Annotated in this window: 20 protein-coding genes, 1 pseudogene and 2 riboswitches; of the genes and pseudogenes, 18 read left to right on the forward strand and 3 right to left on the reverse strand. The window is 36.2% G+C overall.

Annotated elements, in window-relative coordinates; translation table 11 throughout:
* Window positions 1-9: 9 nt before the first annotated feature.
* From B494_RS0109240 to B494_RS19900, 4 genes and pseudogenes are all read left to right on the forward strand, one after another.
* On the forward strand, window positions 10-1,794 hold the full coding sequence (locus B494_RS0109240) for a V-type ATP synthase subunit A (protein ID WP_017472113.1): 1,785 nt from the start codon (window positions 10-12) through the stop codon (window positions 1,792-1,794).
* A complete protein-coding gene (locus tag B494_RS0109245) occupies window positions 1,787-3,163 on the forward strand; it encodes a V-type ATP synthase subunit B (RefSeq protein ID WP_017472114.1) in 1,377 nt (458 codons plus the stop codon). The genes B494_RS0109240 and B494_RS0109245 overlap by 8 nt, the downstream gene beginning before the upstream one ends.
* 7 nt (window positions 3,164-3,170) lie before the next feature.
* Window positions 3,171-3,800: a V-type ATP synthase subunit D gene (locus B494_RS0109250; protein ID WP_017472115.1), complete on the forward strand. Its 630-nt coding sequence runs from the start codon at window positions 3,171-3,173 to the stop codon at window positions 3,798-3,800.
* A gap of 183 nt (window positions 3,801-3,983) precedes the next feature.
* A pseudogene (locus tag B494_RS19900) lies at window positions 3,984-4,410 on the forward strand (ISL3 family transposase); the annotation flags it as partial.
* A gap of 284 nt (window positions 4,411-4,694) precedes the next feature.
* Here B494_RS19900 and dapA read toward each other — a convergent pair.
* Complete coding sequence (gene dapA / locus B494_RS0109260) at window positions 4,695-5,582, reverse strand: 4-hydroxy-tetrahydrodipicolinate synthase (protein WP_017472116.1); 888 nt, start codon at window positions 5,580-5,582, stop codon at window positions 4,695-4,697.
* A 136-nt stretch (window positions 5,583-5,718) separates the two neighbouring features.
* Window positions 5,719-5,902: riboswitch (Lysine riboswitch) on the reverse strand.
* Window positions 5,903-6,234: 332 nt separating this feature from the next.
* On the opposite strand from dapA, the gene B494_RS0109265 reads away from it, so the two are divergent.
* From B494_RS0109265 to tenA, 3 genes are all read left to right on the forward strand, one after another.
* Window positions 6,235-6,573 (forward strand): IDEAL domain-containing protein, encoded by a 339-nt coding sequence (locus tag B494_RS0109265; RefSeq protein WP_017472117.1) that lies wholly within the window; start codon window positions 6,235-6,237, stop codon window positions 6,571-6,573.
* A gap of 197 nt (window positions 6,574-6,770) precedes the next feature.
* Complete coding sequence (htpG, locus tag B494_RS0109270; RefSeq protein WP_017472118.1) at window positions 6,771-8,648, forward strand: molecular chaperone HtpG; 1,878 nt, start codon at window positions 6,771-6,773, stop codon at window positions 8,646-8,648.
* A gap of 57 nt (window positions 8,649-8,705) precedes the next feature.
* Window positions 8,706-8,816: riboswitch (TPP riboswitch) on the forward strand.
* A 78-nt stretch (window positions 8,817-8,894) separates the two neighbouring features.
* Window positions 8,895-9,572 (forward strand): thiaminase II, encoded by a 678-nt coding sequence (tenA, locus tag B494_RS0109275; protein ID WP_017472119.1) that lies wholly within the window; start codon window positions 8,895-8,897, stop codon window positions 9,570-9,572.
* Window positions 9,573-9,626: 54 nt separating this feature from the next.
* Here the strand turns inward: tenA and B494_RS0109280 are convergent, their stop codons facing one another.
* Complete coding sequence (locus tag B494_RS0109280) at window positions 9,627-10,139, reverse strand: DUF3231 family protein (protein ID WP_017472120.1); 513 nt, start codon at window positions 10,137-10,139, stop codon at window positions 9,627-9,629.
* Between the two features lie 150 nt (window positions 10,140-10,289).
* Between B494_RS0109280 and B494_RS0109285 the strand changes: the two genes are divergently transcribed.
* The 6 genes from B494_RS0109285 to B494_RS0109310 all read left to right on the forward strand — a co-directional run bounded on the left by B494_RS0109285 (window position 10,290) and on the right by B494_RS0109310 (window position 14,636).
* Window positions 10,290-10,730: a YndM family protein gene (locus B494_RS0109285; protein WP_017472121.1), complete on the forward strand. Its 441-nt coding sequence runs from the start codon at window positions 10,290-10,292 to the stop codon at window positions 10,728-10,730.
* Window positions 10,731-11,348: 618 nt separating this feature from the next.
* Window positions 11,349-11,894, forward strand: a complete 546-nt coding sequence (locus B494_RS0109290) for a chromate transporter (RefSeq protein ID WP_017472122.1) — start codon at window positions 11,349-11,351, stop codon at window positions 11,892-11,894.
* The gene (locus B494_RS0109295) at window positions 11,891-12,481 is read left to right on the forward strand and encodes a chromate transporter (RefSeq protein ID WP_017472123.1); all 591 of its coding nucleotides are present in this window, start codon (window positions 11,891-11,893) and stop codon (window positions 12,479-12,481) included. The genes B494_RS0109290 and B494_RS0109295 overlap by 4 nt, the downstream gene beginning before the upstream one ends.
* Entirely contained in the window at window positions 12,478-13,335 is an 858-nt protein-coding gene (locus B494_RS0109300; RefSeq protein ID WP_017472124.1) for a LysR family transcriptional regulator, read from the forward strand. The genes B494_RS0109295 and B494_RS0109300 overlap by 4 nt, the downstream gene beginning before the upstream one ends.
* A 198-nt stretch (window positions 13,336-13,533) precedes the next feature.
* Window positions 13,534-14,079 carry a CueP family metal-binding protein gene (locus tag B494_RS0109305; protein WP_017472125.1) on the forward strand — a complete coding sequence of 182 codons (546 nt, stop codon included), beginning with the start codon at window positions 13,534-13,536 and terminating at the stop codon, window positions 14,077-14,079.
* A 32-nt stretch (window positions 14,080-14,111) separates the two neighbouring features.
* On the forward strand, window positions 14,112-14,636 hold the full coding sequence (locus B494_RS0109310; RefSeq protein WP_017472126.1) for a methylated-DNA--[protein]-cysteine S-methyltransferase: 525 nt from the start codon (window positions 14,112-14,114) through the stop codon (window positions 14,634-14,636).
* Window positions 14,637-14,760: 124 nt separating this feature from the next.
* Here B494_RS0109310 and B494_RS19180 read toward each other — a convergent pair whose 3' ends face one another.
* The gene (locus tag B494_RS19180; RefSeq protein WP_017472127.1) at window positions 14,761-15,414 is read right to left on the reverse strand and encodes a CAP domain-containing protein; all 654 of its coding nucleotides are present in this window, start codon (window positions 15,412-15,414) and stop codon (window positions 14,761-14,763) included.
* Window positions 15,415-15,735: 321 nt separating this feature from the next.
* Between B494_RS19180 and B494_RS0109320 the strand changes: the two genes are divergently transcribed.
* The 5 genes from B494_RS0109320 to B494_RS0109340 all read left to right on the forward strand — a co-directional run bounded on the left by B494_RS0109320 (window position 15,736) and on the right by B494_RS0109340 (window position 20,077).
* A complete protein-coding gene (locus tag B494_RS0109320; protein ID WP_017472128.1) occupies window positions 15,736-16,125 on the forward strand; it encodes a RidA family protein in 390 nt (129 codons plus the stop codon).
* Window positions 16,126-16,220: 95 nt separating this feature from the next.
* Complete coding sequence (locus tag B494_RS0109325; RefSeq protein ID WP_033193601.1) at window positions 16,221-17,432, forward strand: bacillibactin exporter BcbE; 1,212 nt, start codon at window positions 16,221-16,223, stop codon at window positions 17,430-17,432.
* 264 nt (window positions 17,433-17,696) lie between these two features.
* Window positions 17,697-18,527, forward strand: coding sequence for a DUF4885 family protein (locus B494_RS0109330; RefSeq protein WP_017472130.1), 831 nt, complete (start codon window positions 17,697-17,699; stop codon window positions 18,525-18,527).
* Window positions 18,528-18,894: 367 nt separating this feature from the next.
* A complete protein-coding gene (locus B494_RS0109335) occupies window positions 18,895-19,590 on the forward strand; it encodes a hypothetical protein (RefSeq protein WP_144032207.1) in 696 nt (231 codons plus the stop codon).
* A 13-nt stretch (window positions 19,591-19,603) separates the two neighbouring features.
* On the forward strand, window positions 19,604-20,077 hold the full coding sequence (locus tag B494_RS0109340) for a hypothetical protein (RefSeq protein ID WP_017472132.1): 474 nt from the start codon (window positions 19,604-19,606) through the stop codon (window positions 20,075-20,077).
* Window positions 20,078-20,158 lie beyond the last annotated feature (81 nt).

The raw sequence follows: 20,158 nt of genomic DNA on the forward strand, positions 1-20,158 counted from the left end.
GGGACTTATTTGAAGAAAGGGAATATTATCAAAGTTTCCGGTCCTTTAGTAATGGCAGAGGCAATGGAACATGCGAATATCCAAGACCTTTGCTACGTAGGGGACATGAGATTAGTAGGTGAGATCATTGAAATGCGTAATGATGTTGCTTCAATCCAAGTATATGAAGAAACCTCTGGTTTAGGTCCAGGTGAACCTGTAGAGACAACGGGTGAGGCTCTGTCTGTTGAACTAGGACCTGGTATCGTTTCGCAGATGTTTGATGGGATTCAACGCCCACTTGATACATTTAAAGCGAAGACAGATAGTAACTTTTTAGTTAGAGGTGTAAATATTTCAGCGCTTGATCGTGATAAGAAATGGGCGTTTACAGCAACAAAAGCTGTCGGAGATCAAGTAGAAGCTGGTGACATTGTAGGTACAGTTCAAGAAACTAAAGTTATTGAACATCGTATTATGGTACCTCATGGTGTTAAAGGTACGATCAAATCCATCGAAAATGGCGAATTCGCCCTGAATGACGTGGTTTACACCATTGAAACTGAAGATGGTGTAAAAGAACAAACACTCTTGCAAAGATGGCCTGTTCGTCGTGGACGTCCATTTAAACGAAAGTTAAACCCAGATAAACCAATGCTAACCGGACAACGTGTCATTGACACCTTTTTCCCAATTACTAAAGGTGGAGCTGCAGCTGTCCCTGGGCCATTCGGTGCGGGTAAAACAGTTGTGCAACACCAAATAGCTAAATTTAGTGATGTGGATCTTGTGGTTTATGTTGGTTGTGGTGAACGTGGAAATGAAATGACAGACGTATTAAATGAATTCCCAGAATTGATTGATCCAAATACTGGGGAGTCTTTAATGGAACGTACGATTTTAATTGCCAATACATCAAACATGCCTGTTGCGGCCCGTGAAGCATCTATTTATACAGGGATTACAATTGCTGAGTATTTCCGTGATATGGGGTATAGTGTTGCAATCATGGCCGACTCGACATCCCGTTGGGCAGAAGCGCTCCGTGAAATGTCTGGTCGTTTAGAAGAAATGCCTGGTGATGAAGGTTATCCTGCATACTTAGGTAGCCGAATTGCTGAATATTACGAGCGTGCGGGTCGAACACTTTCAATTGGTTCAGAAGACCGTGAAGGAAGTATTACGGCAATTGGAGCGGTATCGCCTCCTGGTGGGGATACATCAGAGCCGGTTACGCAAAATACATTGCGTGTTGTAAAAGTGTATTGGGCGCTTGATTCATCACTTGCTCAAAAGCGCCACTTCCCGTCAGTAAACTGGTTAACATCCTATTCACTTTATTTAAGTGAAGTAGGTCAATTCATGAATGAAGAGTTGAAACAAGATTGGTCAAATATGGTGCAGCATGCCATGAATATTTTACAAGAGGAATCTGAATTACAGGAGATTGTTCGTCTTGTCGGTATTGAGTCATTATCAGAAAAAGACCGCATTACAATGGTTATTGCTCAATCATTGAGAGAAGATTACTTACAACAAAATGCATTCGATGATGTGGATACTTATACATCAAGACAGAAACAATTCTTAATGCTTGATTTAATCCTTTCACTCGAAACAGAGGCGAGAGAAGCGATGCGTTTGGGCGCTTACTTCAAAGAGATTATCGATGGAACAGAAGACTTACGCGATAAGATTGCTCGAGCGAAGTATATTTCTGAAGATAACCTAGATGAAATTAGTGCAATTAAACAAGAAATTAAAGATAAAGTACATGATATTGTTGCCGAGGGAGGTATGACGCAAAATGCTTAAGGAATACAAAACAGTTAGCGAAGTCGTTGGACCTCTGATGGCAGTCGAGCAAGTTGAAGGTGTTAAATTTGATGAGCTTGTTGAAGTTCAAATGCAGACCGGTGAAATTCGACATGGTCAAGTGTTAGAAGTTGAAGGCGACAAAGCGATGGTTCAGATTTTTGAAGGACCTAGTGGTATTAATATTAAGGATACAAAAGTACGATTCAGAGGGAAGCCTCTTTCACTTGATGTGTCTGAAGATATGGTCGGTCGTGTTTTCAACGGGATGGGTGAGCCGATTGATAATGGTCCTGAGATCATCCCAGAGTCAAGTTTAGATGTGAATGGCCAAGCGATTAATCCGATTGCACGTGATTATCCTGATGAGTTTATTCAAACGGGAATATCGGCTATTGACCACTTGAACACATTGGTTCGTGGACAAAAGTTGCCTGTGTTTTCTGGATCTGGTTTACCGCATAAAGAGTTAGCCGCTCAAATTGCTCGTCAAGCATCTGTATTAAATAGCGATGAAAAATTTGCGGTTGTTTTTGCAGCGATGGGGATTACCTTCGATGAAGCTGAGTATTTTATGGAAGATTTCCGTAAAACGGGCGCGATTGATCGCTCTGTTATGTTTATTAACTTGGCCAATGACCCTGCCATTGAACGTATTGCCACACCTAAAATGGCACTAACAACTGCTGAATACCTAGCCTTTGAAAAAGACATGCACGTCCTTGTTATTATGACAGACATGACTTATTATTGTGAGGCATTACGTGAAATTTCAGCAGCACGACGTGAAGTACCTGGACGTCGTGGTTATCCTGGTTATCTTTATACAAACTTATCTACACTTTATGAACGTGCAGGACGCTTAGTTGGTAAAAAAGGTTCAGTAACTCAAATTCCAATTTTGTCAATGCCAGAGGATGATATTACTCACCCAATACCTGATTTAACAGGTTATATTACTGAGGGACAAATTATCCTTTCCCGTGATTTAGATAAAGCTGGATATAAACCACCAATCAACGTGTTGCCGTCCTTATCGCGTTTGAAAGATAAAGGGACAGGTGAAGGTAAAACAAGAAAAGATCATGCACCAACCATGAACCAGTTATTTGCTGCTTATGCTAAAGGTAAAGAAGCTAAAGAACTTGCTGTGGTACTTGGTGAGTCTGCATTATCTAAAACAGATAAGTTATATGTTGAATTTACTGATCGATTTGAGAAAGAATATATTAATCAAGGTTTCTACAAAAATCGCTCAATTGAAGATACGTTAGAACTTGGCTGGCAATTACTTTCTATTTTACCGCGCACTGAATTAAAACGAATTAAGAGTGAATTGATCGAAGAGTATATGCCGGAAGGAGAGTGATCGGCCCATGGCGAGATTAAATGTCAAGCCAACACGGATGGAGCTATCTAACCTTAAAGACCGTTTAGCCATTTCTACTCGAGGTCATAAGCTGTTAAAGGACAAACAGGATGAGTTAATGCGTCAGTTCATTGACTTGATTCGTGAAAATAACAAGTTAAGAGATGAAGTGGAAAAAGAACTGACCGAAGCAATGCGTGCTTTTGTTGTTGCTAAGTCACTTTTGAATGAATCATTTATTGAAGAACTATTTGCTATACCTGATAAATCTGTTTCTTTAAATATTGAAGAAAAGAATATCATGAGTGTTATGGTTCCTGAAATGAATTTTTCTGTTAATGAAGATGAAAAAGAATCTGAGATGCAGTATGGTCTGCTAAATTCAAATAGTGAATTAGATGATTCCATTGATCGTATTAGCAATATTCTGCCAAAACTCTTAAAGCTTTCTGAAATCGAAAAAACGTGTCAGTTGATGGCTGATGAAATTGAGAAGACAAGAAGGCGTGTCAATGCACTTGAATACTTGAAGATTCCTCAATTGAAGGAAACGATTCACTATATTCAAATGAAGCTCGAAGAAAATGAGAGAGCAAGTATTACACGTATTATGAAAGTTAAAGATATGGGCACGTAAGTAAAAAGCTATTCGTTATATAACGGATAGCTTTTTTATATGTGAGGAAAGTAAAAATTTGGCTCTATACTGAATGTGGTGGTGTCCTCTATCGTGATAGTGTGCAAAAAAACACACTCATTCTCCCTCTCTTTGTTATCCTAAAGTTGTCGAGACAATAGAAAAAGAGAGGGGCTATGAGTGCGGATTCATATGAAATGGAGTAAGAAGTCATTGTGGAAGTCCCCTTATAAATTGTCAGGGAAAGGACGAGAAAAGGTTGAGAAGCTTTTACAAATGGATCCACGCTTAAAAGAAGCGTATGAGTTAAAGAACAAATTAGATGAATGGTTTAAGACAAGTGATGAGAAGACAGCTAGAAAAGGAATGGCGGCATGTCTAGAATGGAAGCGTGCTTCTAACATTAATGCATTTCACCGCGTAAGAAAAACGTTTATACGTTGGAAACAAGCGATCTTACAATCGTTCATGTATCCATTTAATAATGGTTATATCGAAGGCATAAACAATACGATAAAGGTTTTAAAGCGAGACTCTTGGCATCAAAAATTTTCAACGTTTGAAACATAAAATATTATGGCAACAAGAGGTTAAAAAGGCTCTCGTTTGAAATAGTACATAGCAGAGGAAATATGCGAGACTCCTGCGGAAAAACGGGCGACCGAGACCCCACAGCTGTCTTTGCGAGGAGGCTTGGGCGTTCGTCCGCGGAAAGCGAGTATATTTCCTCTGCGGCTTAGTAAGCTTTTAACAAAGATGAACGGTGGAGTGAACATTACACCACCACATTTGAGAGAGAACCAATTTTAATTAGGAAGATGGTTAGGTCTAAATACATAAAAAACTAACACATCGCTTGTACTTTAGCAAGATGCATTAGTTTTTTATTGTAGATTATCCGACTTTCTTAGTTTTAATCATGCGTAGCGCTTCTTTTACTATGCTATATTCTACTTCATTTAAAGGCACGAGTGGAAGACGTACGGTTCCGACATTAAAACCGTTTAAAGTTAAAGCTGCTTTTACAGCTGTTGGATTAGGAGCAATAAACAATGCCTTTATCAATGGTGCCAACTGTTGTTGAATCATATTCGCATGTTTAATATCTCCTCGATTATAGGTACTGATCATATCCTGCATCTGATCACCAGCGATATGTGATGTAACGGATACAGCCCCATGCCCACCGATAGATAGAATGGGTAATAATAAATCGTCATCACCACTATAAATATAAAAATCATCAGCTGTACTTGCAATCACTTGACTGATTGCATCTAAGTCCCCAGTAGCTTCTTTTATAGCTACAATATTATCAATCTCAGCTAGACGTAAAATCGTGTCTACATCTAGCTTTACAACCGTTCTGCCAGGTATATTATAAAGCATTACTGGGAGACAAGTCGATTGAGCGATCGCTCGAAAATGTTGAAACATACCTTCTTGAGACGGCTTGTTATAATATGGTGTAACGAGCATGACACCATCTGCTCCAAGCGTTTCTGCTTGTTGAGTCATAAAGATTGACGCTTGGGTGTTATTAGAACCAGTTCCAGCAATAACAGGAACGCGATGATTGACTTGTTTAATAACAAATTGAAGAAACTCGGCTTTCTCCTCTGATGTTAAAGTTGGTGATTCACCTGTTGTTCCATTAACAACAAAACCATCTGTTCCGTTTTCAAGTAAGTGCTCGATGAGCTGCGTAGTCAATTGATAGTTGATCGTCCCATTGTTGTTAAATGGTGTAACCAATGCAGTTAATAACCTTCCAAAATTCATAAAAATTCACCTCTTATTCGTATTTGAAACCGTCATGAACGAATGAGAGGCTACCTCAGAAAACCATCAATAAAGCACAAAAAACAGCGCACGAAAGCAATCGGCAGCTGCATCAATAAAATGACTCATCTATGATGCGTGAGATAGCCCTCCATATAGTTAACAACTATATGACAGTATAGTATTTGTTCAACCCTATACCAGCGAAATAAAGGATAAGCCTTATTTTACTTCGGCAAACAAGCCTTTTCATGATGTTCATCGATACTTACCTATCTCATCATCATGTACTAATCTTAATTTGCACCTCTATACCCACTTCAATAATTGATTGAAGTAAATGTGATTATACTATACCAAAAATGTCATGCACTGACAATAACGTTTATTCAAAAAATGATATTGAGTGAAATAAAGTCAAGCTTATCTATTTAGGGGAGAGGTAACGGCTGTAATGGCCTGATTCACGCAACGATCAATCAGTGGAAGAAGAACACAAAAACACACTTATTAAAAGAAGAATTTGTGCAATACTATTGACATAAATACTTTTTATGCATAAAATAACTATTAACTATTTTAATTGATGATTCGAACTATTCTGTCAATTATATAGGGAATACACATTTTACAATAAAGGTGGTGTCAAAGCATGGGAACGCAAAACAAGCAACAAGTGCAAATTGGTGATTGGGTTAAATTGCAATCGAGTAAAGGTGAACGTATTCATGGTTATGTTGAAAAGCACACAGGGAATAATCAGGTGTTACAACTTCGTGTCGTAACAAGTGATAATCATTTGCTGGCTGGTCATAGCATTCAAGTACAATTAGACAAACTTGAAAGAGAAACACCTTTTACACGCTATACACTAGCGGAACTAGAGCAATTGATCGACCTTGCCTTGTTAACAAATGACAAAGCATGGTTTGACGCATTATCTACACAATATAAACACTTACATTCGGAATTAACTGAAATCATAACTTAGGTTGTACAGCTTCACAGCATTAACTATAAAAATCATCATTTCCCGCTTAGTCAGGAGATGATGATTTTTTGTTGACTTAGAACCATTTTAATCGTGTTGAACATTGACAAGCCTGTTATTCTATGTTAAAAAATATATGTTAGCACTCAGTACTTTAAAGTGCTAATTCAATATTTTATTTTGAAAGGGAGATTGAAATGGCTAAACAGCAATTTGAAGCAGAATCAAAGCGTTTGTTAGATATGATGATTAATTCAATTTATTCTAAACGAGAAGTTTTTTTACGAGAATTAATTTCAAATGCAAGTGATGCAATTGATAAAATGTACTACCGTGCTTTAACCGATGAGTCTATTACATTTAATCAATCGGATTATTACATAAGAATCGACGTCGACAAAGAGAAGCGTCAGTTAACGGTTTCTGATACAGGTGTAGGGATGACCAAGGACGAATTAGAAAGCAACTTAGGTATTATTGCAAAAAGTGGTTCGTTAGCTTTTAAAAATGAGAATGAAATTAAAGATGGCCATGATATTATTGGACAATTTGGTGTCGGCTTCTATGCTGCTTTTATGGTGGCAGATGAAGTCTCTGTTAAATCAAAAGCACTGGGAGATAGCCAGGCTTATTTATGGCATTCTGAAGGTGCGGATGGGTATAGTATCGAATCATGCGATAAGGAAACGATCGGTACAGATATTACATTGACCATTAAACAAAGCGAAGATGACGATGACTTTGATCAGTTTCTTGATCCTCATCAACTTCAGACCATTGTTAAAAAATACTCTGATTTCATACGTTACCCTATTAAGATGGAAGTGTCAGAGCAAAGACTTAAAGAAGGTTCCGAAGATGATTATGAAACGGTGATTGAAGATAAAACGATTAATAGTATGGTTCCTATTTGGAAAAAGAATAAAGCTGAACTAACTGATGAAGATTATCATCAATTTTATAATGAAAAACATTATGGATTCGATCAACCACTAGAGTATATTCATGTAAGTGTCGACGGTAACGTTAGATATCAGGCCATTTTGTATATTCCTGAATCAGCTCCTTACAACTATTATTCTGCTGAATACGAAAAAGGATTGGAACTATATTCAAATGGTGTTTTAATTATGAATAAAGCCCCTGAATTACTACCTGATTATTTCAGCTTTGTGAAGGGCTTAGTTGATTCAGAAGATCTGTCGTTAAATATTTCTAGAGAGATGCTTCAACACGATCGACAATTAAAGTTAATTGAAAAAAATCTTGTTAAAAAGATTAAGCAAGAATTAACTAAAATGCTTCGTAATGAACGTGAAAAGTATGAGAAGTTTTATCAAGCATTTGGTCGCCAACTTAAATATGGAGTTTATAGTGATTTTGGGCAAAATAAAGAGACATTAAAAGATCTATTACTTTTTTATTCATCAACCGAAGAAAAATTAGTGACGCTAGCAGAATATGTAGAAAGAATGAAAGAAGAGCAGCCATTTATTTATTATGCTACTGGTGAAACTAATGCTCGAATCGAAAGATTACCACAAACAGAAATAGTTAAAGATAAAGGATATGAAATTTTATATTTCACAGACGATATTGACGAATTTGCGATTAAAATGCTTGCTGAATATGAAGGCAAGTCATTTAAATCTGTATCAAGTGGTGATCTTGGCTTAGAAGATGATGATAAAGATGAAGAACAATCTGTTTCAGAAACAGATCAAGCTATTTTTGATAAAATGAAAGATATACTTTCGAATAAAGTTAGTGATGTTCGTCGATCTAAACGATTGAAAACACATCCTGTTTGTTTAAGTAATGAAGGTGATATTTCAATTGAGATGGAGAAAGTTTTAAGTATGATGCCTGATAATCAAGGTATTCAAGCAGATAAAGTATTAGAAATTAATACAAACCATGAAATCTTCCAATCGGTTAAAGCTGCTTTTGAAACAGATCAAGATAAGGTTGAATCATATACCAATATTTTATATAACCAAGCTTTATTGATTGAAGGTTTACCAGTAGAGGACCCAATCAGCTACACAAATGATGTCTGGAAAGTTATGAAATAGGGCTTGACATTTATTGCCGTCATGTTATGGTGTAAATAGTGAAAAAATTAATAGAGCAATTACCACTAGGGGTGTCACCTTTGTAGTGACTGAGATTGAAGTAATGCTTCGAGACCCTTGGAACCTGATCTAGTTTAGGCTAGCGTAGGGAAGTGGCGGGTCACCTTGTTTGATCCTTGTTATATCACCACTTTTCTTACGTTTGTAGGGGGAGTGGTTTTTGTCATTTATGGGAGGAGAAGGACAATGAAATTTTCAGAAGAAATTAGACAGGAAGCCGATCCAATTTGGCAAGCTAGCTTTGATCATCCATTTGTACAAGGTGTTGGAGATGGAACTTTACCATTAGATCGCTTTCGGTATTACGTGATGCAGGATTCTTACTATCTATCCACCTTTGCTCGCGTTCAATCTTTAGGTGGGGCTATGGCAGATTCTTTAGAAGTCACCCATCGAATGGCTATTCACGCTCAAGGCACTTATGAAGCTGAGATGGCTTTACATCGTACCTTTTCAAAATTATTAAAGATTACCGAAGAAGAGCAAAAAACATTTAAGCCTGCACCCACGGCATATGCTTATAGTTCTCATATGTATCGTGCAGCGCAATTTGGTCACCTAGGGGATGTAATTGCTGCTATCTTGCCTTGTTATTGGCTCTATTATGAGATAGGGGAACAACTAAAAGATAAACAACCGAATGAACCGATTTATCAAGAATGGATTAAAACATATGGATCTGACTGGTTCAAAGAATTAGTAGAGGAGCAAATTAACCGATTAGATGAGATTGCTGAACATGTATCAACTGCTGATCGTCATCGAATGAAAGAGCATTTTATGATAAGTAGTCAATATGAATATTTGTTTTGGGAAATGGCGTATACGCTAGAAAAGTGGCCAATCGATTATTTGAACATTTAACAGGTTATGATTGATAAAAAACGAGTCAGTTAATAGATCTGACTCGTTTTTTAGTTAATCGAGTGCAGGTGCTTTAATGTGTAGAGGAGGTAGCACAATCCAACCTTTTTCTTTATTTAATCGTAATACTTTCGCACCCATTTGCGCTTTATTCATATGGAATTGGCCGAAAAGCGTGGCGATGTCTTCGCGTAAACATTGTCCCATGATCGTGCTGCAACTAATTAAACCTTGAGCAATGTTAGCTGAGATGGCTGCACTAATTTCTGGATCATTAAAACGAGCACCACTAGGGATGTCTTCAAGATCAGCATAAGCGCGTTCCGGTGGTGTAGGCGGCAAACTAACACCGTTAATTTTCAAAATTTCTTCGGTACTTTCAATTTCTTGTTGTAGACCACGGATAAGATCATCTAATAATTTGTACAAATCTTGATCACCAGTATGGTTGCTCAACGTTTGATAAGTAACATAGTTTCCTTTTGCAGCTAATAGGAAGGACCATATGCTAAATACCTCTCCATAATGTAATGGATCCTTCTTTGGATTCCCACGCATAATACCCATAAAAACACTCCTTATCGTTTATTCAAGCTTTATTCTTTTATAAACACGACTATTTTATACATTAAATTGCAAACAAGTATAAACATTATTTTCTATATAAAGATGTATAAATAAAGGATTGAATCACATACTAGTCATGGAGGTGTTGGTATGGAACATGTTAAATTAATCGTGATTAAATTTATTGCGTCATTTGTTCTCTTATATTTAGTTTTAGGCATTGGTTATGGTATGGCGGTGGGCTCCATCTTAGCCATTAACGTGGTTAGTCTTATTGCTTACTATATTGGAGATTTAGTTATCTTGAAGCGAACAAATAACTTAATAGCAGCACTGGCTGATTTTGCTATTGCATTTGCTGTTATTTATCTACTCGCTGATCTATTAACGGTTGGTGGTGACCCGTTAACAGCGTCTTTCCTTTCAGCGGTTGCTATTGGTATTTACGAATTGTTTTTTCATCCCTATGTGGCTGAAGTATTAGATTACCAAGATGACGAACCGGTGAATTTAACACAATATGATTATAGTATGGAGGCTTCAGATGAATTTGAACCCTACCTCAATGACTTTGATGATGAAGATATATGATAAAGTATAAAGCTAGATAGAAAGTGCCTAATCAACTCTAATATTAATAAATGAAAGCCATGGTTTAAACATACAAATCGTTTAAATCATGGCTTTTATATCGCACAAAATTTAATCGTTTTACTATACTAGTACTAGCAATAGCTTAGACATGATTGCGGTTATGCCTTTTGAAAGGAAGGTGGCCAACATGACGGTTTATGAATGTTTAGTCATCATGATTAGCTTTGCTACCCTAGTTTTTATTATATCAAATAAGAATAAGGGTGATTAAAAGCTCCTGAATCAATGAAACCTTCTCGTTAAGTACAGGAGTCTGATAAAAAAGGTATAATCACTATAAACATGATCTGCTATTGCATAAGGTCGTTTGACGATTATATGTTAAGCGGCCTTTTTTTATTGCATATTAAGTTTTAGGTAGAAAAACTTGTTGTTTTTAGATGGACTCTATTTATTACAGATAAGTGTTCTTAAAAAACGTCCGTCTCAAAATAGAGAGAAGGTTCTGTTTATTTGATTGACAATAAGCTAAACCCACTATAAGATTATATATATCAAAAAAGTATACTGAATCGATAAAATATATTATATAAGTATATCTAAAGGGGTGGTTTGTTGAAAGATTTATTTGAACTTTTTATAACGTTTGCTCGGATAGGTGGATTAACATTTGGTGGAGGCTATGCGATGCTCCCGATCTTACAAAGAGAGGTCGTGGAAATAAAAAAATGGGCAACAACTGAAGAATTAATGGACTATTATGCAATTGGGCAAACAACACCTGGTATTATAGCTGTTAATACAGCTACTTTTATTGGGCAAAGGCATCGAGGTACCTTAGGTGGGATCGCAGCGACTTTTGGCGTTATTTTTCCTTCACTTATCATTATTAGTATTATTGCCATGTTTATGAATAATATTGAAGATTCTATCGTTTTGCAAAATGCTTTTGCTGGCATTCGAGTTAGCGTCTATGTGCTAATTCTTAATGCAGTCATTAAGTTGTGGAAAAAATCAGTTGTTGATAAGACCGGTTTACTTATCTTTTTACTTATTTTCACTTTATCTATATTTACAAGTTTGTCTCCCGTCCTATTTGTTATTGGTGCAGGTGTTATCGGATTATTGACAAAAACACAAAGAGGTGAGCGATTAAAATGATTTACTTGCAATTATATTATGAGTTCTTACAAGTGGGTTTATTTGCTGTCGGAGGTGGTTTAGCTACATTACCTTTCTTATATGATATCTCAGATCGAACAGGTTGGTTTACTTATGAGCAATTGGCTGATATGATTGCGATTTCTGAATCAACGCCTGGTGCAATTGGTATTAATATGTCAACATATGCAGGGTACATGGCAGCTGGTATACCCGGTGGCATTGTCGCTTCGCTTGGTTTGATTACACCAGCAGTAATTATTATTGTTGTCGTTGCTCAATTTTTAAATAAATTCAAAGATAATCAGTATATTCAAGCTACCTTTCACGGTTTAAGACCAGCATCAACAGCACTTATTGCCTCAGCAGGTTTTGCGGTTGTTATGATTGATTTAGTTCATGTTGACTTATTTCGAATCACCGGATCGTTTATTGATTTGATCAATTGGCGAGCATTACTACTAGCGATTGTGTTGTTTTATTTGTCTAATCATGTTCGATTAATTAAAAATCTCCATCCGGTTGTGTTTATTGCTTTCGCTGCCGCTATAGGTATGATATTTAATTTTGCTGAGGTCGCACTATGAATATTAAACAATTGCAATATTTTATTGCCGTAGCAGAGAATGGTACCATATCTGCTGCAGCTAAAAAACTTGGTATCTCACAGCCGCCGTTAAGTGTACAATTGAAACAGTTAGAAGATAGCTTGCATGTTCAGTTGTTTGAACGAGGAGCACGCAAGGTGAAATTAACAGAGGCTGGAAAAATTCTGTACAAACGAGCAAATAGCATTGTTGCCCTTTCACGCATGACGATTCATGAACTTGATCATTTTCAAAATAATCAATCAGGTACGTTAAGAATAGGAACTATTTCATCGGTTGGTGCTTCTTTGTATCATAATAGATTACAAGTTTTTAATCGTATGTATCCTGACCTTACCTATGATTTACATGAGGGCAATACATACGAATTATTAGAAAAGCTAAATCGAGACGAAATTGATTTAGCTATCGTACGCACGCCATTTCAGGCTGATGATGTCATTTGTCACAACCTAAAAGAAGAGCCGATGCTTGCAGTGACAACCAAACATTATTTAATGGGTAAACATGGTAAGATCTCAATTAATCAATTGAAAGATCAACCACTTATTTACTATCGAAGAATGGAACATGTCATTACATCAGCTTTTCAAAAGCATGGACTTGAACCGGTTATCAAGTGTCTTAATGATGACGCACGAACGTCAATGATGTGGGCAGAAGCGGGGATTGGAATTGCATTAGTTCCTGAATCGATTGTTAAGCTTTACTGGCCTGATCACATCACTTCTTATCAAATTGACGAACCAGATCTTTTTACACAAGTAACAGCGATTAGAAAAAGAAATGCATCTTGTTCACCAATCGTTTCATCCTTTCTTGACTTATTTTAATGAATAAAATTGAGGTTTTTTATAAGAAACTATTTCCGATAGATTGAGTATTAATTATTGGTCGGATAAGGTTAATCGATTGGAATCAGATGTCGAATGATGGCTAATCTATTAAATTTTAATGACAAATCTTTTTAAGCTAATAGTGGCATTTGAATTTATGTTAAAATGAATCCATTATGAAAGGAGTGTGTTAGATTGTCTAATAAAAAACTTTATTATTATATATTCACATCATTGGTCGTATTATTAATCGCCGGTAGTGTCTATTTATTTATGTTTGACAAAGACGATGATCGGGTGTTAGAAGCAGAAGAGATTAAGGAACTGGTCTCAGATTATAGTTTAGGGCGTCATGATGATCAAGATGCTTCAATCACATCACATGAACTTATTGTGAATGACCAAGATGATAATGAACGTGTCTATCAATTACCAAAAGAGCGTTTTTTTGTTTCTATTGCTCCTTATGCCGACGAGACACATCCTTGTGCAGTGCATAGCCTGACAGGTTGCCAAGGTGAGCTTGTCAATCAAACATTTGACTTATCTATTGAGGACCAAAAAGGAGAGGTCATTGTTAATGACAAAGTCACTTCAATGGAGAATGGTTTCATCGATATATGGTTGCCACGTGATGAGACCTATCATGTTACGATAGCTAAGGATGGTAAAACCGTTGAGCAGGAAATCTCAACTTTCGAAGGTGACAATACATGTATAACAACCATGCAATTACAGTAAAACAAACTTTTTAAATGTAAGGGGGAGATAAGGTGGGAGAAAGTGATAGTAGAGCTGTTTACTATAGTTCCTTTACGTTCAAAGAAGCGGTGTACTTTATTGTAGCAACCAGTAAAGGTCTATGTTATGTTGGTTCGCCCAATCAACCAATTGATGAAATTATCATTTGGTTAAATAAACATTTGCCTGACTACGATTTGGTTGAAGACCATCAACATTTAACGAGATACAAGCAGGCGCTCATTAGGTATTTATCTGGAAACTTGTTAACATTTACGTTTGAAATTGATCCAATGGGTACGGCTTTTCAACAATCAGTTTGGCGTGCCCTGCAAGATATCCCCTATGGACATACGATGACCTATGGTGAAGTAGCTAAAATGATTAATCGTCCCACAGCGGTAAGGGCAGTAGGAAGAGCGATTGGAGCAAATCCACTGTTAATTGTTATACCTTGTCACAGGGTGATCAGAAAAGGTGGTCAATTATCAGGTTTTCGAGCTGGATTAGCTATGAAGAGGATGTTATTAACGCTAGAACAAACAGAGACAGCTTAGTTGCTATCTCTGTTTGTTATTTTAAAAAAAGTTTTATTTTATCAAAGACCGCTGTCTATAAAAGATCATTCTTAAACGAGAAAGCATATCTAATGTTTTGAGTTAAGCGCTTGAAGGTTCGTTTTTACCTCTTAATGAACATCTGTGTCCAATGATAACCTTCTTCAATAAATCCTACTCCAATATGCGTGAAATCTTCGTTTAAAATATTGGCACGATGTCCTTCACTGTTCATCCAAGCTTGAACAACATCGTCAGGTGTCTGTTGACCTTTCGCAATATTTTCTCCAGCCGCTAGATAACTTATATCAAATGCTTGCATCATATCAAAGGGTGATCCATAAGTTGGGCTGTGATGAGAAAAATAATTATTAACTGCCATGTCATTCGATTTCTCTCGGGCAACTGAACTAAGTGATTGATCTACAACGAGTGGATCTAGGCCTTGATCTGTCCGTTCTTGATTTGTCAGCTCTATTATTTCCTCTTCAAAAGCCTCTAATTCACTTGCGTCTTGTTCTACATCTTCATCTACCGATGCTTTTTTCTTATCATTAGATTGATTAGAATCAGAGTGTTCTTGTTTGTCTTCATCAACAACAACGACTTCATTTTCCTGTAGATCATTAAAATAAATGTGAAACGATTCTTTCCAATTATTTAACTGATCAAAATCACTATAGCTCAAATGATTTGATTGAGATGCTACGACTGGGTTCTGTGAAAACCCTAGTATTACTATTGTTGCTACAATAACTCCTGCAATTTTTCTTAACATATGCTACACTCCTTTATATTTTGATTCGATTACATCATAGCATGGCATTTTTGTAACACAGATTGAATATTTTACCATATAGCTATTTCTGTACCAAAAGTCATGGTTTTTATATGAAAATAGTTATAGTTAAGTTCTATTTATAAAGAGAAAATATATGTATTTTCCTATTGACGGTTTTTAAAATCATGGGTTTGTGTAATATAATGTCATAACATGTAACAGAAAAGTTGTCGTTTTGAGTAACTGCATATGAAAAATATGTAAAAAACCGTTTGTTTATGTTATTATAATATATATATTTGTTCAAGGAATGATGAAATGAAAGTAGTTAGGAATCCTCAAGACGTACATAATCCTGTTGCAGCCTATGTTCATCAAATTGAAGTAACCGGACCTCAACAGTGGCTAACTTTATCTGGCCAATTAGGTATGGCTGCCGATGGTCGCTTGCCTGAAGATCCGATTGAGCAACTTCAGATAGCGCTTGATAATATAAAGAAAAACTTACGTGCTGCCAATATGGAGATTACAGATTTAACTAAACTTGTCTTTTACTTAGTAGGGGATATTGATACAGATAAGAGAAGGGAAGTTGTTAGTCAGTTCTTGGGTGATCATATACCTTGTACAACGATGTTGTATGTTGTCGCTTTAGCTGCTCCAAACTTCAAAGTTGAAATTGATGCATGGGCTTGTCGAGATATTTAAATAGTCATCAGCTCATTCAAGATTAGGTATGAAGTTTTCAATTATGCTAAGAATAGAAACAGGATAATTGAAAAGCTATGGAATGGATGGAAATGATGAAAGATAAAAAATTAGATTTACTTGCACTTGCGTCAATCCCGTTAGTTATGACATTAGGGAATTCGATGCTAATCCCAGTTTTGCCAATCATTGAGAAAGAGTTGGATATATCGAGTTTTCAATCCAGTCTCATTATTACGGTTTACTCTGTAGTTGCCATTTTTCTGATTCCTATTGCCGGTTATTTATCAGATAAGGTTGGTCGTAAAAAAGTTATGATACCAAGTATAATAATTACAGGTATAGGAGGTGCCGTATCGGCTATTGCAGCTTGGTTGATGGCATCCCCTTACATCGTTATACTTATTGGACGATTTTTACAAGGAATCGGGGCGGCAGGGGCATTTCCTGTTGTTATACCAACTGTTGGTGATATGTATAAAGATGAAAAAGATGTCAGTGTGGGCTTAGGTATTATTGAAACGTCAAACACATTTGGTAAAGTCCTAAGTCCAATTATTGGTGCATTACTGGCCATGGTGATTTGGTATTTACCCTTTATTTTTATTCCGGCTTTTTCTTTCATTGCTGTATTACTTGTGTTATTTTTAGTTAAAGCACCAAAGGATAATAAGGCGGAGCAACAGACTTTTGCAACTTTTATCAACTCATTAAAAGCTGTTTTAAAAACAAATGGACGTTGGTTGGTCGCTACATTTATTATCGGATGTATCAACATGTTTGTCTTATTTGGTGTATTATTTCATTTTTCATCATTACTTGAATCACAATATAAGATAGAAGGTGTCTATAAAGGTTTATTATTGGCCATTCCATTGTTATCGCTCTGTATAGCATCGTATGTGACAGGGAAAAAGATTGGTGAAAATAAGGTTATAATGAAGTGGTTAATTTTGATTGGAAATCTCGCATCTACTGTACCGTTGCTGTTTATTACTAATGAACAAATTAGTATTGTTTTCATTACGGTACTTTTATCTATAGCCGGATTAGGTATTGGTTTGTCTCTACCGTGTTTAGATGCATTGATTACTGAAGGGGTAGAAAAAGATATACGAGGAACAGTGACCTCATTATATAGTAGTATGCGCTTTCTAGGAGTGGCTGCAGGGCCTCCCATTATTGCACTAATCATGAAACAGATTCACATGCTATATATTATACTTGCTTCACTTAGCGCACTTGCGGTAGTGATTACTTTTTTTGCAATAAAGCCTACAAAAGATGATGATAAGAACATTAAATAAACACCCCAAAAGTTAGAATAACAAATCTAGCTTTTGAGGTGTTTATTTATCACAGATAACCATTCGTAAAACACTCACCTCAAAATAGAGAACAAAGGTAAAGGAGGAAGGAAAGAAGGGGAGTTATTTTGTTCAATTTAATCGAGATGTATTAAGCAGGACCTACGGTGACAGAAATAGTTCTTTAACATAAAATTGGTAAACATATTCAAACATTAGCCGATATAAAAATAAAATAAGGAAATGATCCTGAAAGGAGATCCCATGAATATCAGAGACAAGGTAAAGCTTTCATTTTATTCAGACCAATTGTTGAAATCGGCTACCATGAATAGACCAGTAAAGGCAAAAGTTTCACAGGCACAAGTCGTCAAACATAATGACAGCCTTTCCATAAGCAAACAAGCTGAAGCTGCCCAAAAAAACGCAGTGTCATTACGGTCGCAAATGAACGGTGTTCAATTTGAAATTTACAATCTTTATATGGACAGGCAACGTCTGAACAACCAGATCAACGAGGCGTTGAGTGAAAGTGGCATTTCCCTTTCTCAACATGAAAATCTAACGTTACATGTCGACGGAAATAATAGCATTCGCGTTGAAGGAATTGAAGATGAGCAAAAACGAGCACAGATCGAAGCCGTTTTAAATGACGACGATAAACGATTCGGTGCGCGCCTTTTAAGCCACGCGGAGTTGGTCGGTGAACAAAACGGAATACCATTGGACAGAGAGGCGTACGAAAAATGGCATGTAAATGCGTTTTTGAAAACAGTTGCTGGACTGTCATTATCAGATGTCAGCTTGAATGAAATCGGAGAGATTACAGGTGGAAATGAACGGCTTGAGCGAGTGATTGAAGCGTCCATTGATCCGAAAAGCGACTTAGCGAATAGTTTTCAAAGTATGTTGAAAAAGTTGAAAAATGTCCTATTAAAAGGGCCCGACACCATAGCAGATAGATCGGCTTCTTTCGGCTACTCTGGTGGTACGCTTGTCGACCTCAATGTTTCAAAAGGATTCTCCACAGGCCAGTTAAACGAATGGTTGAATGATTCATTTCTTAAAGAAGTCTTGTTTGAGCAAGGGTTATAATTAATAATTTATTTAAGAAATCTTAAGGAGTACGCTTTTTTGTGCATCGATTTAAACATAACTCTACATGTGTTTAAGGAGACGTTTATTATTAACAGGAAGATCAAGAAACAGTTATCAAATACCTACATTTATTTAATTTGAGATATAACTAGATACCCCTGCCTATATTGATTTTCTATCTTAACGACGATCCGAAGTGAACTTTGTACATTGTCATGAAAGTGATCATCTCAAATTTCAACCGGAGGCGATAAATTGGATGCTTTATTCTTGTTCAACGCCAAGTATTATTGACATATCAAGTATTTAATGGTATAATAAGTAAAAATATTGGAGGAGTGATAGAATTAGAAATGTAATGCTTTTGTTTTCCATGTTAGCCTTTCTTTGTATTACCATACTTCCTAGTGCTCAAGTTTTAGCAGCAAACTCTTTGTCGGAAAAAACTGAAAATTCAGAAGTGACTGATCTTTTTGTTGAATTTATTGATCTGATGTTTGAACATGAAGATAATATCTTAGTAACAGACATATTTGGTTCTAATGTGACGCAATGGTTTAAAGAAGATGCCAATATAATGTTACAGCAAGATGATTATCAAAGTATTCATGAATTGGTAATTCAAAATAACTGGATAATAGGCTACTCTGAAACAGAAAATTTAACTAAAAAAAATGATTTTAGTGTGATGAATGATATTAGAAGTAGATCGGTTAGTTATAATTTTTATGGTTATGGTACTAATAGTACAACGACTAATTCTTTTCCAAAAGAATGGGTAGTTACACTTAGTGGGACATTTAGTTATAACATCAACACATATAGAATTACATCAGCTCCGGAACCTAATCTTACAATTCGAACCGCAAACTGGGGAGCCTCATTTAGTCCGTTTTTAGAAAATGTATCAACTTCAAGTTCGATTTCAGGATCTACAGTAAACCATTCGGCTAGTTATAAAATGGGTGGTACTTTAGCACTTCCGATTGGTTCTATACCAATTGGTCATCCACTTGATTATGGAAGACACCATCACACAATTACTCATGGGATAAACTAGGTGGTATTAAAAGATGCAAGTTATTTTAGATATAATTCAGAAAAAAAACTTTCAAATTATAGTTACAATACTAATTTCGGTTACCTTTATTACTTACGTATTCATTGATAAGCGCGCTCATATGTACTCTCGTATGTTAGCAGGGCAAACGCTAATTACTGAAGACAATATAGCAAGATTTACACAGTTGAGAGATGCAACTTCGATTATTGAGCTCATTCTCTTGATGTTGTTTGTACTACCAATTATCATATTTTTTTTAGCAAAAGGAGATAAGAGGGACTTGATATCTCTAGTTGTTAAAAGTTCATTATTGCTCGGCATTCATATACTGCTGGCGTATGTCATATCAGAGATAATAGATGTACCCTCAGGAAACTTGTTAACCCCATTACTGCCGCCGTTTTCATTTCTAATGACAGTGTGGCTTATACTGTGTATCTTGGGGATAGTGAACTTTTTTAAAAAGATTAGAGTAAATCATTAGCCGTCAGAAGAACCATTTTTCATTAGTAGAAATGGTTCTTCATTTTGATATACATTGTTTAGACGCATAAAAGGGATAGAA

This window comes from Amphibacillus jilinensis Y1, from assembly GCF_000306965.1.
In the GTDB taxonomy this organism is placed as follows: Bacteria; Bacillota; Bacilli; order Bacillales; family Amphibacillaceae; genus Amphibacillus_C; species Amphibacillus_C jilinensis.

What these genes read in the sequence shown, in the direction of transcription:
- B494_RS0109245 (WP_017472114.1), top strand. Translation starts at nt 1,787, where the DNA reads ATGCTTAAGGAATACAAAACAGTTAGCGAAGTCGTTGGACCTCTGATG.
- B494_RS0109250 (WP_017472115.1), top strand. Translation starts at nt 3,171, where the DNA reads ATGGCGAGATTAAATGTCAAGCCAACACGGATGGAGCTATCTAACCTT.
- dapA (WP_017472116.1), bottom strand. Translation starts at nt 5,582, where the DNA reads ATGAATTTTGGAAGGTTATTAACTGCATTGGTTACACCATTTAACAAC.
- B494_RS0109265 (WP_017472117.1), top strand. Translation starts at nt 6,235, where the DNA reads ATGGGAACGCAAAACAAGCAACAAGTGCAAATTGGTGATTGGGTTAAA.
- htpG (WP_017472118.1), top strand. Translation starts at nt 6,771, where the DNA reads ATGGCTAAACAGCAATTTGAAGCAGAATCAAAGCGTTTGTTAGATATG.
- tenA (WP_017472119.1), top strand. Translation starts at nt 8,895, where the DNA reads ATGAAATTTTCAGAAGAAATTAGACAGGAAGCCGATCCAATTTGGCAA.
- B494_RS0109280 (WP_017472120.1), bottom strand. Translation starts at nt 10,139, where the DNA reads ATGGGTATTATGCGTGGGAATCCAAAGAAGGATCCATTACATTATGGA.
- B494_RS0109285 (WP_017472121.1), top strand. Translation starts at nt 10,290, where the DNA reads ATGGAACATGTTAAATTAATCGTGATTAAATTTATTGCGTCATTTGTT.
- B494_RS0109295 (WP_017472123.1), top strand. Translation starts at nt 11,891, where the DNA reads ATGATTTACTTGCAATTATATTATGAGTTCTTACAAGTGGGTTTATTT.
- B494_RS0109300 (WP_017472124.1), top strand. Translation starts at nt 12,478, where the DNA reads ATGAATATTAAACAATTGCAATATTTTATTGCCGTAGCAGAGAATGGT.
- B494_RS19180 (WP_017472127.1), bottom strand. Translation starts at nt 15,414, where the DNA reads ATGTTAAGAAAAATTGCAGGAGTTATTGTAGCAACAATAGTAATACTA.
- B494_RS0109320 (WP_017472128.1), top strand. Translation starts at nt 15,736, where the DNA reads ATGAAAGTAGTTAGGAATCCTCAAGACGTACATAATCCTGTTGCAGCC.
- B494_RS0109325 (WP_033193601.1), top strand. Translation starts at nt 16,221, where the DNA reads ATGAAAGATAAAAAATTAGATTTACTTGCACTTGCGTCAATCCCGTTA.
- B494_RS0109330 (WP_017472130.1), top strand. Translation starts at nt 17,697, where the DNA reads ATGAATATCAGAGACAAGGTAAAGCTTTCATTTTATTCAGACCAATTG.
- B494_RS0109340 (WP_017472132.1), top strand. Translation starts at nt 19,604, where the DNA reads ATGCAAGTTATTTTAGATATAATTCAGAAAAAAAACTTTCAAATTATA.